Consider the following 14,132-nt stretch of genomic DNA (forward strand, 5'->3'; position numbering starts at 1 on the left):
AATTGTTCATGGAGGATCTGTATCCAATCAAACAATATGTAGATAAAGAGGGGAAATTCTCGGATGAGTCGATTAAAGACGAGATTACACCCGAACTTGTAAAAGAATTCTATTATCATATGTTGCGGATCCGGACGTTTGACCGCAAGGCGAAAAGCTTGCAACGTCAAGGAAGACTCGGAACTTACGCATTATTCGAAGGACAGGAAGCGGCGCAAGTGGGAAGCGCCCTTTCCTTGGAAAAAGATGACTGGGTCTTCCCGACGTACCGGGACCATGGCGCGCTCTTAACATTCGGCGCTAATATGCCGCGTGTTTTCCTCTATTGGAATGGACGTGTCGAAGGGAATATCCATCCGGATCGCAATATCTTCCCTCCAGCTGTACCGATTGCTACGCAGCTACCGCATGCTGCGGGCGCCGCTTGGGCGGAAAAACGGAAAGGGACGAAAAATGCGTCCATCGCTTATTTTGGAGACGGAGCAACATCTGAAGGCGATTTCCATGAAGGTATGAACTTTGCAAGCGTATTCAAATTGCCTGTCGTCTTTTTCAATCAAAACAACGGCTTTGCCATTTCCGTACCAATCGAAAAGCAGATGAACTCGAAGACCGTTGCGCAAAAAAGCGTGGCGTACGGCATCCCGGGTGTCCGGATTGACGGAAATGATATTTTCGCAGTGTACTTCGAGACGAAAAAGGCATTTGATAGAGCCCGTAACGGAGAAGGGCCGACATTGATCGAGGCTGTCACGCAACGGTTCGGGGCGCATACGACCGCTGACGATCCGACGAAATACCGTGATCAGGAGAAAGTCGATGCAGAGCGGGAAAAAGTTGATCCACTTTTGCGTCTGGAACGTTTCATGAAAGAATACGGTTATTGGAATGCGGAATGGGTGGAAGAGACAACAAAGCAAATCGAAGCGGAAATCGAGGACGCTATAGTGGAAATGGAGCGTTTCCCTGCGCCGAATGTGGAAGATCTGTTCGATCACGTATTCGAAGAGATGCCTTGGCCGATCAAGGAGCAAAAAGAAGACTATCTTGAGTCGATAAGGGGTGGTAATTGATGAAAGTCGTAGAAAGAGAAACTGTAGAAACGAACAAACAGACGACACGTTCATTGACGCTCGTTCAAGCGGTGACAGATGCACTTGGAACGATGCTAGCCGAAGATGACAGAGTCATACTGCTCGGAGAGGATATCGGGAAAAACGGCGGTGTCTTCCGTGCGACGGAAGGCCTTCAGGCTCAATACGGAGAGGATCGTGTTGTCGACACACCATTGAGTGAGGCGGGCATCATCGGTTCTTCCGTAGGCCTTGCAGTCAATGGCATGATTCCAATTCCGGAAATTCAATTTCTCGGGTTCATCTACCCGGCGTTTGAACAGATCGCAACCCATGTTACGCGTGTACGGATGCGGACGATGAGCAACTACACCGTGCCTATGGTTATCCGTGCCCCGTACGGCGCGGGAGTGCGTGCGCCTGAAATTCACTCGGATAGTGCGGAAGCTTTCTTCACGCATATGCCGGGCATCAAAGTCGTTTGTCCTTCCACACCGACTGACGCGAAAGGGTTGCTCATCGCGGCGATCAAAGATCCGGATCCGGTCCTGTTCATGGAACCTATGCGCTTATACCGCGCATTCCGTGAGGATGTGCCAGAAGGCGTCTACGAAGTGGAAATCGGCAAAGGGAAAAAGGTGGCGGAAGGTGACGACGTAACAGTCATCGCTTGGGGAGCCATGGTTCCTGTCGCGAGAGATGCGGCCGAGAAAGCGAAAGCAAAAGGAATAACTTGTGATGTCATCGATATGCGTACTTTATTCCCATTGGATAAAGACATCATCGCAGAGTCCGTCCAAAAGACGGGACGTGTGGTCGTCGTACATGAAGCGCATGAGACAAGCGGGGTGGGAAATGACATCATCTCCCTTATCAATAAAACTTCATTCTTATATATGAAAGCGCCAGTTGAGAAAGTGACCGGCTTCGATGTTCCGGTGCCGTTCTTCGCACTAGAGGACCACTTCTTGCCGACTCCGAAGCGAGTGGAAGAAGCTATTGAAAAAGTATATAGATTCTGAGGGGGGCTCTCCATTGTTAGAGGTTAAGCTGCATGACATAGGGGAAGGGATGACGGAAGCCGAGGTTCTTCACTATTTTGTGAAGCCCGGCGACTCCGTTGTCGCAGACCAGGCGCTCGTAGAAGTGCAAACAGATAAAATGGTGGCGGAATTACCGTCGCCTGCAACCGGAACTGTAAAAGAGCTGCTGATTAAAACGGGGACGACGGTTCAAGTCGGTACGACCATTCTCTTGATCGAAGCGGAAGGAGCTGTCAACGTCCCTGCGCAGACCGAGGGGCCTGTAGCCGAAGCGGCGGTAACGGTTGAAGAGAAGACGGAAGAAGCTCCAATCGCAACAGCGACCAAGCCAAAAGGGCCTCTTCGCATCCTCGCCGCTCCTTACACACGGAAAATTGCAAGAGAAAACGATGTCGACATCGAACAGGTCACGGGAACGGGACCTGCCGGACGCGTAACAGTCGAAGACGTCTATCGATTCATGGAAGGCGGTCAAACTCCAGCTGTCGAGTCAACGCCGATACCGGCCGCCCAGCCGGCTGCCGCTGCTACTGCAGAAGCAACAGTGGAAACTCCGAAAGTGCCTGCGGATGTCATTCCGTTCAAAGGAATCCGCAAACAGATCGCGAAGAAAATGTCGCACTCGCTTACAACGATTCCACATGTGACTCATTTCGAGGAAATCGACATGACGAACTTAATGGCCCTTCGCAAAGAATTGAAAGAAGAGGGCATTTCTATCTCGGCAGTCGCATTCTTCATCAAAGCACTCGTCGTGGCGCTGAAAGATTTCCCGGTCTTCAATGCAAAATTGGATGAGGAAAATGAAGTCATTCTTCTTGAAAAAGAATATCATGTCGGGCTTGCGGTTGATTCGACACTCGGTCTCATTGTCCCTGTCTTAAAAAATGCTCATCAAAAAACGCTGCTTCAAATTCATAGTGAAATGAAAGAGTTGAATGAAAAAGCACGGCAAGGGACATTGTCCGGTAATGAGATGCGCGGCGGCACAATTACAATCAGCAATGTTGGACCGCTTGGAAGCATCGCGGCAACTCCGATCATCAATCATCCGGAGACAGCGATCATCGCTTTCCATAAGACGAAGAAATGCGCCGTCGTAACAGATGACGATGAAATCATCATCCGCTCGATGATGAACATTTCCATGTCATTCGACCACCGTGTGGCGGATGGCGCGACAGCCGTAGCATTCACAAACCGTTTTGCGGAGCTCATCGAGAACCCGAAGAAGTTATGGCTGGAGTTGATGTAATTGGTAGTTGGTGAATTGATTCAAGAGAAGGAGCTAGTTATTATCGGCGGGGGGCCTGGAGGCTATACAGCAGCAATCCGGGCCGCCCAGCTCGGATTGAAAGTGACTCTGATCGAAAAAGATCAATTAGGCGGAGTCTGTTTGAACAAAGGCTGTATCCCGTCCAAGGTATATACGCATGCGGCACAAGAGATGGATAACTTCCCGCATTTAAATGACTTAGGAATCGAAGTTACAAAACCAACTATTCAAATAGATAAATTAGTAGAATATAAAAATCGAATTACCGACCAGCTGAAAAAAGGCGTGGCGGCTCTTTGCAAGGCGAATAAAATCGAAGTGATCGAAGGGGAGGCGACATTCCTATCCCAAGATCGGATTGGCGTGGAAGCGGGACATGACTTCCAGACATTCCGTTTCGAAAAAGCGATCATCGCCGCGGGAGGGAAAACGGTAGCTCCTGAAGGCATCTCGTCAAGCGATCGGATATTCATTTCCCATGACATTTTTTCGCTTTCAGAAGTTCCGGAACACTTGATCATCCAGGGGGGAGACGTCATCGCCCTTGAGATGGCTACGACGTTCCATGCTTTCGGCTCTCAAGTGACGGTTCTTGTGGAAGAAGGGGAAGACTTCCCATTCGACGCAGCAGTCACGAAAGAGCTGCGCCGTATTTTCAAAAAGAAGAAAATCACCCTTCAGGCGGATTGTAAGGTGATCCAAGCAACGTCCTCCGGCAATGGCGTCACTGTCACTTTCCAAGACAAAAACGGGGAAGCGATCATGGAAGGAAGCCATTTCTACACAACGGGCAACATTGCAGTAGACGCGGCAGGTCTTGGTATCGATCGCCTCGGCATGGAGATGACAGCGGAAGATCGGGTGAAAATCGATTCGGAAATGAAGACGAACATTCCAAATATCTATGCGATTGGTGATTTGACGCCGGGACCTGTTCTTGCTGTGAAAGCGATAAAGCAAGGAAAAGTGGCGGCGGAAATTCTAGCCGGTGGGACGAGCGAGGCAGATTTGACATTGTTGCCAACAATCGCTCATACATTGCCTCCTATCGCTGCGGTCGGGTTGACCGAAGCGGCGGCACAAGAACTTGGCTATCATTTCACAACGAGCCAATTCCCGCTGGCGAGCAATGGTTATGCCTCCATCCTAGGCAGAAAAGATGGCTTCGTGAAAATCATCGCGGAAGAAGAGAGCGATCTGATCCTGGGTGTCCATATGATTGGAGCGGGTGCAATCGAACTGTCCGGCATGATGACAACCGGTTTGGAAATGGTCGCGCGTGCAGAAGATTTCACTTTTCCGAATTATGCGCATCCAAGTGTCAACGAATCCATACTAGAAGCGGTGGAAGGCCTGATCGGACAAGCGATCCATATGGCTCCTCCAAGAAAGTAAATGGTATTATAGCTCCGGGCTTTACGAGGCCCGGAACTTTTTGTAATTAACAAGTCAGAAGATTTAAATTTGATTGACGCGGAGGCTTGTACACGGTACGATAAAAATGGTTGATAGCCATATATGAATAGTTTCAAAGGGGGAATTGAGATGAAAAACAAATTACTATTCGTATTGCTCACCATTTTCAGTGCAGTATTCCTTCTCGCAGCATGTGGCGGCGGGGAAGAGAATGGGGCAACAAACGAACCGGAAGAAAAAGAACAGGCTGAAACGCCAAGCTCATCCGAGGGAGAAGCCGAAACCGATACGAAGACATATAAGATCGGCGCTACCCAAATTGTTGAGCACCCATCATTGAATGCCGCCTTTGAAGGCTTCCAAAAAGCATTGGAAGATGCAGGGCTGGACGTCGAGTATGACATCCAAAATGCGCAAAATGACCAGAGTGCCAATACGACAATCGCAACAAATCTAGGAAGTTCGGATGTCGATTTGATTTTCGCAAATTCGACTCCAAGTGCCCAGGCAGTAGCAGCTGTCACTCAGGAGATTCCTATTCTCTTCACATCGGTGACGGATCCGGTGGGAGCAGAGTTGATCGATTCCGTTGAAAGTCCGGGTGGGAACTTGACAGGTACAATCGACCTTCATCCAGACGTGATTCCGAACACGCTTACTTTCCTTAAAGAGGAATTGGATGCAAAGAGCGTAGGAGTTGTATTTAACTCTGGAGAACAGAACGCCCGTGCACAAATTGACAAAGTACGGGAAGTGGCGAAGGAACTCGATTTGAATATCGTAGAAGCAACTATTGCAACGTCCGCTGATGTGAAGCAAGCGACTGAATCATTGATTGGAAAAGTTGATTCGCTTTATATCATTAAAGACAATACGGTAGTATCGGCTTTGGAATCAGTCATTTCCGTAGCCATGGAAAATAAATTACCGATGATGGTTGGAGAATTGGATTCAGTCAAACGCGGCGGACTCGCCGCTTACGGATTCAATTATTTCGATATCGGTTATGAAACAGGAGAAATGGCGGTTAAAATCCTGAAAGGGGAAGCAACGTCGGCCGAAATGCCTGCGCAATACCCGAAAAATTTAAAATTCGTTGTGAATGCGGATAATGCGGCCCAAATCGGCCTTGAAATTAAGGACGAATGGAATGCGGAGTTAAGCGAATAATAGTATGAAAAGGTCCCTGACTTGGCGCAATACGTATTGCGCGGAGTACAGGGACCTTTCGCTTTTGACCAGGCAGTTTGCGCCTCCGGTCATCTTGGCGGTTGGAAGATACGGGGAACGGAGCTGCCGGGCACCGGATTCGGAGCCGCCGCAGATGCGGAAGCCGCCGCTGCACGGCCAGCCGTTTCAGCCGCTGCGCCGCCTGTGGAAGGCAAAGATTGAAAGCCTTTATAAAGCCTCCACATTGCAGGCAAATTTTGAAACATTGGTGCAAATTGTTGGACGAGCGGGGCAAACTGTTGGGCAGTATTCAAAAATCGGTTTGCCGTTTGCATATAAGCCTCCATTTTGGAGGGAGATTGCATCCCACCTCCAGCTGGCGGAGCACCAAATTGGCCGCCCATCGGGGAAGGACCGCCCGGAAATGGAGCTTTTGGCATTGGTGGCCTACCCATTTGCGGAGGTGTCCCGAAGCCCTGTTGTCTCATGTGGAACGGTGCTGCCTGCTGACGGGCAAACGGATAGAAGGATTGGTATCTCATCATGAACCCCTTTCTAATAGTAGAAATTAATCGCGCATTGTATACTATGCGTAAATCACATACGATGGCACGGAATTCGTGCTACAATAGGTGTAGGTTAGGAGGCAGGACATGTCCAAGTTTACAGATTATCAATTCAAACCATTTATCAGGGAAGCCATCGCGAAACTCGGTTTCGACCATCCAACGCCGATCCAAAAAGAGATGATCCCGTTAATTTTGAAAGGCACAAGCGCCATCGGACAAGCACACACGGGAACAGGGAAGTCGCATAGTTTCCTTATCCCCGTGTTGCAACGGATCGATGCGGATTCCGAGGAGGTGCAAGCGGTCATTACGGCACCCACGCGCGAGCTGGCATCGCAATTATACGATGAGCTGTTGAAGATGACGGAAGGCACAGAGGTCCGGGCATCGTTACTGATCGGCGGCACGGATAAGCAACGGTCTATCGGGAAGTTGAAATCAAATCCGCAAATCGTTGTCGGCACGCCAGGACGGATCCGGGATATGGCCGAGAACGGGGCGCTCGCCATCCACACGGCCTCCATCTTGGTCATTGACGAAGCGGATCTTGCTTTCGATATGGGATTTATCGAGGATATTGACCAGTTTGCATCTAAAATGCAGGCCGATTTGGAAATGTACGTCTTCTCGGCAACGATTCCGGAAAAGCTGAAACCGTTTTTGATGAAATATATGGAATCTCCGGTCCATGTGAAGATAGGGGAACGTAAGCCTTTGACGGAGGGAATGCGTTATTCTCTCGTACCGGTCCGAAGTCTCGGCAAACGGAAGAAATTGCTAGAAGTGATGGAGGCCATCAACCCTTATTTGGCCATCATCTTCGCAAACACACGTCAGAATGCTGACGAACTTGCTGATTATCTTGCGGAACATGGCGTGAAAGCCGGCCGGATTCATGGGGATTTGACGCCGCGTGAACGGACGCGCATGATGAAACAAGTCCGCGATTTGGAATTCCAGTATATTGTCGCGACCGATCTTGCGGCTCGTGGCATCGATATTCCGGGTGTCAGCCATGTCATCAATTTCGAGTTGCCGGATGACCTTGAGTTTTTCATTCACCGGGTAGGGCGTACAGCCCGCGCAGGCAATGAAGGAACAGCGATCACCCTATACGAACCATCGGAAGACGATAAAGTCGTCCGCATCGAAAAAATGGGCATTCCGTTCATCCATGAAGATGTGAAAAATGGAGAATGGATCGTGGTCAAGGAACGGCATGCGCGGAAGAAGAGAGTAAAACAAGAGGATGAGTTGGACCGGAAAGCGGCTGCTCTCGTGAAAAAACCGGCAAAAGTCAAGCCGGGCTATAAAAAGAAAATGACCCAACAGATGGAACAAATCAAAAAGAGGGAAAGGAGATTGGCTAGAAAAAATGGCAAACGATAATCCGCTGCTCCTCGGATCCCATGTTTCCATGAGCGGCAGTAAAATGTTGCTCGGTTCGAGTGAAGAAGCAACAAGCTACGGGGCGAGCACTTTCATGATTTATACAGGTGCTCCCCAAAATACGAGGAGGAAAGCCATCGAGGACCTCAATATTGAGGCAGGCACCCTCCACATGAAGGAAAACGGCCTTTCTAACATGGTCGTCCATGCTCCCTATATCATCAACATCGCAAACACAATCAAGCCGGAAACATTTGCATTGGGCGTCGAATTCCTTCAGAAGGAAATTGAGAGGACAGCCGCTCTTGGCGCTAATCAAATCGTCCTTCATCCGGGGGCACACGTCGGAGCCGGGGAGGAAAAGGGCATCCAGAAAATTATCGAAGGGCTCAACGAAGTCCTCTCCCAATCGTATGATGTCAAAATCGCATTGGAAACGATGGCCGGAAAAGGCACCGAATGCGGGCGGAGCTTTGATGAAATTGCTAAGATTATTGATGGAGTGACGCATAACGAACGATTATCCGTCTGTTTCGACACTTGTCACGTACATGATGCAGGCTATGATATCGTCCATGATTTTGAGGGAGTCCTCAACGAATTCGATTCGATCATCGGCAAAGACCGGATATCGGTCATCCACGTCAATGACAGCAAAAATGTCCGGGGTGCCATGAAAGACCGGCATGAGAATATCGGCCACGGCCATATCGGATTTGAGCCGTTGGCGTACATCGTCCACCATCCGGAGTTTCAAACCGTGCCGAAAATCTTGGAGACGCCGTTTATCGGTTCCGATCCAAAAAAGAAAACGGCCCCTTATAAACAAGAAATTGAAATGCTGAAAGCGAAGCATTTCGATCCGGAAGCGCTCGGTCTAGTAAACGCATAAGGCAAAGGCCCTGGCTTTCACACAAGCCAGGGCTTCTTCTGTTCAATTTGCGAATTCTTATTTTGTCGCATCCAAGTACTTTTCCAACAACATTCGTGTCTTTTCTTTCCCGATCGCTTTCTCGACTTTCTCGATAAATCGCTCGGGCACTCCAGTGAATATCCAATGGAATGACACTTCATCGAGCAGCGGCCGCAATGCCTGGATTTCTCTTACGGAAAGATCCATTCCATAATACCGTGCCATCGATTGGGCTTCCCGGTCATCCATCATTTTCAATTCATTCAACAATTGAAAGTAGTCCATTTTACATTCCTTCTTTCTTAAAGGTTGAATCCCTACCGGACATCGTATATAATTTTACATGTAAATCGGAATGATTCCGTTTCAAAGGAAGGAATAATATACTTATGGCGAATTCTATCATTCAATTGGAAGATGTCAGCTTCAGTTATGAGCAGACCCTCGTACTCGATCATATTTCGCTGCGAGTAGATGAAGGGGAGTTCTGGGCGTTGATCGGTCCGAACGGTTCGGGAAAATCAACACTGATGGGCATCATTTTAGGTCTTTTAAAACCTTCCGGCGGCAAAGTGAAGCTGTTCGGGGAAGATATAGAGTCATTTAAAGAGCGAGAACGAATCGGGTATGTCTCGCAGAAATCCAATTCATTCAATAGTGGATTTCCGGCGACCGTTTTGGAAGTGGTCAGAAGTGGGTTGACGCGGAAAAAGGGATTGTTTAAACGATTTTCCGTAACGGATCGGCAACGGTCATTGGACGCTCTTCAACTCGTTGGAATGGCGTCTTTCGCTGACCGAAGCATCGGCGAGCTATCGGGTGGTCAGCAGCAGCGGGTCTTCATCGCACGGGCCCTCGTCGGGGAACCAGATCTGTTGATCATGGATGAACCGACGGTAGGGATCGACCAGCAGAATGTGGCGTCGTTCTATTCTATGCTGAACGAGTTGAACCGTGAACACGGCATTGCGATGGTCTTGGTCACCCATGAAATCGACCTGGTGACCGACTTGGCTACCCATGTCGCTTGCCTAAATCGGACAGTCCATTTCCACGGCATCCAAGCAGACTATAAAAAGATGGACGATGAAGATATCTCGAAATGGTATGGTCATCCTGTCCGGCGTATCCATTCGCAGTCGCCGGAGGTGGAGCAATGATTACGGCCATCCTATCTTATGAGTTTCTGCAAAACGCATTCCTGTCCGGGTTGATCATCGGAGTCATCGCACCGTTACTCGGGCTTTTCATAGTCGTTCGACGGTTGGCACTCATTGCGGATGCGTTGAGCCATGTGGCGCTGGCAGGCATTGCAGGGAGCCTTTATTTGAGCCAGCAAGTGCTCTTTTTTTCGGCATTGAATCCTATCTATCTTGGAATCACGGCAGCTGTCGGAGGTTCGTTATTGATCGAAAGATTGCGTGGCTTCTACCGCCATTTCGAGGAATTGGCGATTCCGATCATCCTGTCGGCAGGCATCGGGTTCGGGGCGATTTTCATTTCTTTGTCAAAAGGGTTCGGTTCTGATTTGGTCGGATATTTATTCGGCTCCGTTTCGGCGGTCAGCCGACAGGATCTAGGAATCGTCCTTGTCATCGCCCTTGTGGTGGCCGGATATATATTCTTTTTCTATAAAGAACTATTTTCCGTTTCGTTCGATCCGGAATATGCCAAAGTATCGGGCATCAATTCCCGGTACATCCAAATGCTATTCATGGTCATCACGGCGCTCGTCATCGGGGCGTCGATGCGGATCGTTGGCATCTTGCTCGTCTCCTCTTTGATGACCATTCCGGTGGCGGCTGCTATCCGATTGGCCAAAAGTTTCAAGCAAGCGATGCTCTATTCCATCCTGTTCGGAGAATCAGCCGTCATCATCGGGCTCGTTTCTGCGTATTATCTCGATATCGCACCTGGGGGGACGATCGTCGTCACTTCAGTGCTCATGTTGCTGATTGTGCTGTCTTGGGGGAAAATGAAAGGCAGTCGGAGGAAGGGGGAAGTTGCATGACAATAGATGAAGCATGGCGTATCCTGCTGAAGCATCAATACAAGCGGACGAAAAATCGGGAAACCATTTTACAATTCTTTTCTGATAACAATCGCTATTTGACCGCGTTGGAACTAAAGAATTCCATGGAAACCGATAATCCAGGCATCAGTTTTGACACCATTTACCGCAATTTGGCGACGTTCACGGAGCTGGGGATCTTGGAAGAGACGGAGTTGAACGGAGAGCGTCATTTCCGCATGCAGTGTGATCATGGGGTGCATCATCATCATTTCATTTGCACGGCATGCGGGACGACGAAGAGCATCCCGCATTGCCCGATGGAGCATATTACCGTGAATCTGCCGAATTTCGAGGTGGAAGGACATAAATTTGAAATCTACGGAAAATGTCCGCAATGTTTATAGGTCATCAAAAAAATCCCGTCATCTGATTTGCCGGGATTTTTGTATTCATATATATCAATTCACTTTCTCACTAAGCGGGAAGAGCTGCTGGATATGCTCGTTTGCTTCATTCCAGTCGCGCACCCGAATGACGCCATCCGGAATCGGTTTCCGGTTATAAGGCGTATCGAACAGGATGACCGGGATCTCCAGCTCTTCATGGAGGTCGACCGCGTTATCATGTTTGTCCTCAAAAAAGGCATGGACGCCGAACTTTTTCGCCGTTTCAATCTTATGATGGCTGCCGACAAGTTCGATATGGTCATACGGAATCGCTTCCCGCAGGAACCACTCCAAGGTAGTGTCCAATACATCATGGCCGCGGGCTGAAATGTAAAAAAGCTCAAAACGGTTTTGCCAATCCACCAATACATCTTTGGCATATTGTTGGGCGGGCGACGTATGGTAAATCGTCGCCTCCGCTGTTTTGTACCAATTATAAAAAGTTTTAGGATCGACATCGAAAGCCTTCGTCAAATCATATTCCTTAATATCATCCAGAACAAGATTGCAGCCGAATTGGGCATTGATATGGGGGAGCAGGGAAGTCGGACAAGTCACCGTCCCATCGATATCAATTCCAAGGCGGACGTTTTTCATTCCGTTTTGCCGCCTTGCAGGAGCAATTCTTCCTGGCGTTTCTTTTCAAAATACTCTTCGGCGAGCTTATCAATTTCGATTTTCAACTCATCGACCATTGTTTCCTCCGGCACTTTCCGGACGGTTTTCCCTTTCATGAAGAGAAGGCCTTCTCCGCGTGCACCTGCAATCCCGATATCCGCTTCCCGGGCTTCTCCCGGTCCATTTACCGCGCAACCAAGCACGGCCACTTTGATCGGTGCTTTAATATGGGAAATATACTCTTCCACTTCATTGGCGATGGAAATAAGGTCAATCTCGATGCGTCCGCAAGTAGGGCAGGAGATCAGCGTAGCGGCATTGGAGGAAAGGCCGAATACTTTCAGCAACTCCCGTGCCACTTTAATCTCTTGGACAGGGTCGGCGCTCAAGGAAACGCGCATCGTGTTTCCGATCCCTGCGGAAAGCAACGTCCCTAAACCAGCCGCACTTTTAATGGATCCCGCGAATAATGTACCGGATTCCGTAATACCGAGATGCAATGGATAATCGAAAGCGGCTGCCGCTTTTTGATAGGCTTCGATCGCCAAATTGACGTCGGAAGCTTTCAACGAGACGATGATGTCGTGAAAATCCAGGTCCTCCAAGATTTTAATATGATGAAGGGCGCTTTCCACCATCCCTTCAGCGGTCGGGTAGCCGTATTTTTCAAGAATTTTCTTTTCAAGAGATCCGGCGTTGACTCCGATCCGGATCGGAATCCCTTTCGCTTTGGCTGCATTGACGACGGCTTCCACTTTGGATTGTCTGCCGATGTTTCCGGGATTGATGCGGATCTTGTCCGCCCCTTGTTCGATGGCGATCAATGCCAATTTGTAATCAAAATGGATATCGACAACGAGCGGAATGTTGATCCGCTTCTTTATTTCACCGATGGAGTAAGCCGCACGTTCATCCGGACAAGCGACACGGACAATTTGACAGCCCGCCTCTTCCAGCCGCAAGATTTCCGCGACAGTCGCTTCCACATCATGTGTTTTCGTAGTAGTCATACTTTGAATGAAAAGTTCGTTGCTGCCGCCGATCGTCAAATTGCCGACACGGACCGGGCGCGTTTTCGATCTGTGAATCATTTCGCTCATGTGTAGTCAAACCTTTCTATAAACGAGGCTTAGCCTCATAACTATCTATATTTTAGAATCAATCTCCCGAAAAAACAAGGGACACCTCTTATACCTTCTTTTTCGAGCAAGTATTCGGCTCTTCCATCGTCAAAGGAAGCTTGACTTTTTCGCCGCCTATAATTTGCTGGTTTTGAAGATGCGGATTTAAGGAATAAAAAGAGGAAAGCCGATCTAAGAACCCAACTTCCGTATCCGGATAGAGCGCAAACAAGGATTCAATAGTGTCACCATCCACAGTCATGACGGGGATGAATCCAAGTTCCGCTTCCTCGGTACAAGGTTCCGCCTTGCCAATGAATGAGGCAAGGGGGATTGTCCCTTCGGCAAGGTCGATCCGTATAAAGTGGAATGTGACGAATAATACTAAAGCTAAGATAAATATTCTCATAACGTATTCCTCCCTCATGCCACTCTATGCGAGAGAAAAAAGACTATTCGTCCATTCACAATTTTGGATAATACCGGAGGGCTGCGCCGATGTAAGCTAGGTGGACAACCGATGTAACAATCATATTGTACGAATCGAACATGGGTAAAAAATCGAATAGCATCGTCAGCAAGAGGGGGACGGTGCTGGCAATGGCCGACGTTCTCCAGATGAAACGGAAATCACTACGCCGTTTTAACATTTTTGCGAGCAAAGTGCCTACATAGGCAAAAATGCTGATCCGTACAAAAATATAAAGTGTGCTGATGACAAGCTGTAAGAAAAATGCAATCGGATAAAGAAGCCCGCCGAGCGACTTTCCATATTCCTCTAAATCGGGAGAGTTCTCAAATAAACTAGTTCCGGAAAGGATATACCGTATAAAAGATATAAGAGTGAAAAGCGTAACAAACAGAAAAACATATTGAAACGTCTTGCCGATCGGAAGAAGCCGGAAAGCCGCAAGTTTTTTCGGCTCATGGATGGCCGCTTTGAAGATTTGGTGAAATTTCAAGGTGTTTCCCTCCTCCATCTATCAACAGTCTATCACCTTACGCCGAAGAGGGATTTTAACCAATTTCGACAGATTGATGACTTTTTAAAATTGAATTGTTAAGGGATTGTAAAGATTACACG

Annotated in this window: 16 protein-coding genes; 10 read left to right on the top strand and 6 right to left on the bottom strand. The window is 48.5% G+C overall.

Annotation, left to right across the window (positions count from 1 at the left end; genetic code table 11):
* Window positions 1-8: 8 nt before the first annotated feature.
* From pdhA to MKY41_RS02585, 5 genes are all read left to right on the top strand, one after another.
* Entirely contained in the window at window positions 9-1,073 is a 1,065-nt protein-coding gene (pdhA, locus tag MKY41_RS02565) for a pyruvate dehydrogenase (acetyl-transferring) E1 component subunit alpha (RefSeq protein ID WP_340743558.1), read from the top strand.
* Entirely contained in the window at window positions 1,073-2,095 is a 1,023-nt protein-coding gene (locus MKY41_RS02570; protein WP_340743559.1) for an alpha-ketoacid dehydrogenase subunit beta, read from the top strand. Before pdhA ends, MKY41_RS02570 begins: the two co-directional genes overlap by 1 nt.
* Window positions 2,096-2,108: 13 nt before the next feature.
* A complete protein-coding gene (locus tag MKY41_RS02575; RefSeq protein WP_340743560.1) occupies window positions 2,109-3,371 on the top strand; it encodes a dihydrolipoamide acetyltransferase family protein in 1,263 nt (420 codons plus the stop codon).
* Window positions 3,372-4,787, top strand: coding sequence for a dihydrolipoyl dehydrogenase (gene lpdA / locus MKY41_RS02580; protein ID WP_340743561.1), 1,416 nt, complete (start codon window positions 3,372-3,374; stop codon window positions 4,785-4,787).
* 150 nt (window positions 4,788-4,937) lie between these two features.
* Entirely contained in the window at window positions 4,938-5,978 is a 1,041-nt protein-coding gene (locus tag MKY41_RS02585; RefSeq protein ID WP_340743562.1) for an ABC transporter substrate-binding protein, read from the top strand.
* An 89-nt stretch (window positions 5,979-6,067) separates the two neighbouring features.
* Here MKY41_RS02585 and vrrA read toward each other — a convergent pair whose 3' ends face one another.
* The gene (gene vrrA, locus MKY41_RS02590) at window positions 6,068-6,520 is read right to left on the bottom strand and encodes a VrrA/YqfQ family protein (RefSeq protein ID WP_340743563.1); all 453 of its coding nucleotides are present in this window, start codon (window positions 6,518-6,520) and stop codon (window positions 6,068-6,070) included.
* 111 nt (window positions 6,521-6,631) lie between these two features.
* On the opposite strand from vrrA, the gene MKY41_RS02595 reads away from it, so the two are divergent.
* Window positions 6,632-7,936 (top strand): DEAD/DEAH box helicase, encoded by a 1,305-nt coding sequence (locus MKY41_RS02595; protein ID WP_340743564.1) that lies wholly within the window; start codon window positions 6,632-6,634, stop codon window positions 7,934-7,936.
* Window positions 7,937-7,940: 4 nt separating this feature from the next.
* A complete protein-coding gene (locus MKY41_RS02600; protein ID WP_340745610.1) occupies window positions 7,941-8,828 on the top strand; it encodes a deoxyribonuclease IV in 888 nt (295 codons plus the stop codon).
* A 57-nt stretch (window positions 8,829-8,885) separates the two neighbouring features.
* Here MKY41_RS02600 and MKY41_RS02605 read toward each other — a convergent pair whose 3' ends face one another.
* Window positions 8,886-9,134 carry a hypothetical protein gene (locus MKY41_RS02605; protein ID WP_340743565.1) on the bottom strand — a complete coding sequence of 83 codons (249 nt, stop codon included), beginning with the start codon at window positions 9,132-9,134 and terminating at the stop codon, window positions 8,886-8,888.
* A gap of 104 nt (window positions 9,135-9,238) precedes the next feature.
* Between MKY41_RS02605 and MKY41_RS02610 the strand changes: the two genes are divergently transcribed.
* Genes MKY41_RS02610 through MKY41_RS02620 form a run of 3 tightly spaced genes read left to right on the top strand, consistent with a single transcriptional unit; the run spans window position 9,239 to window position 11,267 of the window.
* The gene (locus MKY41_RS02610; protein WP_340743566.1) at window positions 9,239-10,009 is read left to right on the top strand and encodes a metal ABC transporter ATP-binding protein; all 771 of its coding nucleotides are present in this window, start codon (window positions 9,239-9,241) and stop codon (window positions 10,007-10,009) included.
* The gene (locus MKY41_RS02615) at window positions 10,006-10,860 is read left to right on the top strand and encodes a metal ABC transporter permease (RefSeq protein ID WP_340743567.1); all 855 of its coding nucleotides are present in this window, start codon (window positions 10,006-10,008) and stop codon (window positions 10,858-10,860) included. Before MKY41_RS02610 ends, MKY41_RS02615 begins: the two co-directional genes overlap by 4 nt.
* Window positions 10,857-11,267, top strand: coding sequence for a Fur family transcriptional regulator (locus MKY41_RS02620; protein WP_340743568.1), 411 nt, complete (start codon window positions 10,857-10,859; stop codon window positions 11,265-11,267). Before MKY41_RS02615 ends, MKY41_RS02620 begins: the two co-directional genes overlap by 4 nt.
* A gap of 54 nt (window positions 11,268-11,321) precedes the next feature.
* On the opposite strand, the gene MKY41_RS02625 is transcribed toward MKY41_RS02620, so the two are convergent.
* The 4 genes from MKY41_RS02625 to MKY41_RS02640 form a co-directional block, all read right to left on the bottom strand.
* On the bottom strand, window positions 11,322-11,906 hold the full coding sequence (locus MKY41_RS02625; protein WP_340743569.1) for a hypothetical protein: 585 nt from the start codon (window positions 11,904-11,906) through the stop codon (window positions 11,322-11,324).
* Window positions 11,903-13,027 (bottom strand): flavodoxin-dependent (E)-4-hydroxy-3-methylbut-2-enyl-diphosphate synthase, encoded by a 1,125-nt coding sequence (ispG, locus tag MKY41_RS02630; protein WP_445683296.1) that lies wholly within the window; start codon window positions 13,025-13,027, stop codon window positions 11,903-11,905. The genes MKY41_RS02625 and ispG overlap by 4 nt, the downstream gene beginning before the upstream one ends.
* An 88-nt stretch (window positions 13,028-13,115) precedes the next feature.
* Entirely contained in the window at window positions 13,116-13,457 is a 342-nt protein-coding gene (locus MKY41_RS02635; RefSeq protein WP_340743570.1) for a hypothetical protein, read from the bottom strand.
* A gap of 55 nt (window positions 13,458-13,512) precedes the next feature.
* On the bottom strand, window positions 13,513-14,010 hold the full coding sequence (locus MKY41_RS02640; RefSeq protein ID WP_340743571.1) for a DUF1189 family protein: 498 nt from the start codon (window positions 14,008-14,010) through the stop codon (window positions 13,513-13,515).
* Window positions 14,011-14,132 lie beyond the last annotated feature (122 nt).

Origin of the sequence: Sporosarcina sp. FSL W7-1349 (genome assembly GCF_038003045.1) — a bacterium.
Taxonomy (GTDB): Bacteria; Bacillota; Bacilli; order Bacillales_A; family Planococcaceae; genus Sporosarcina.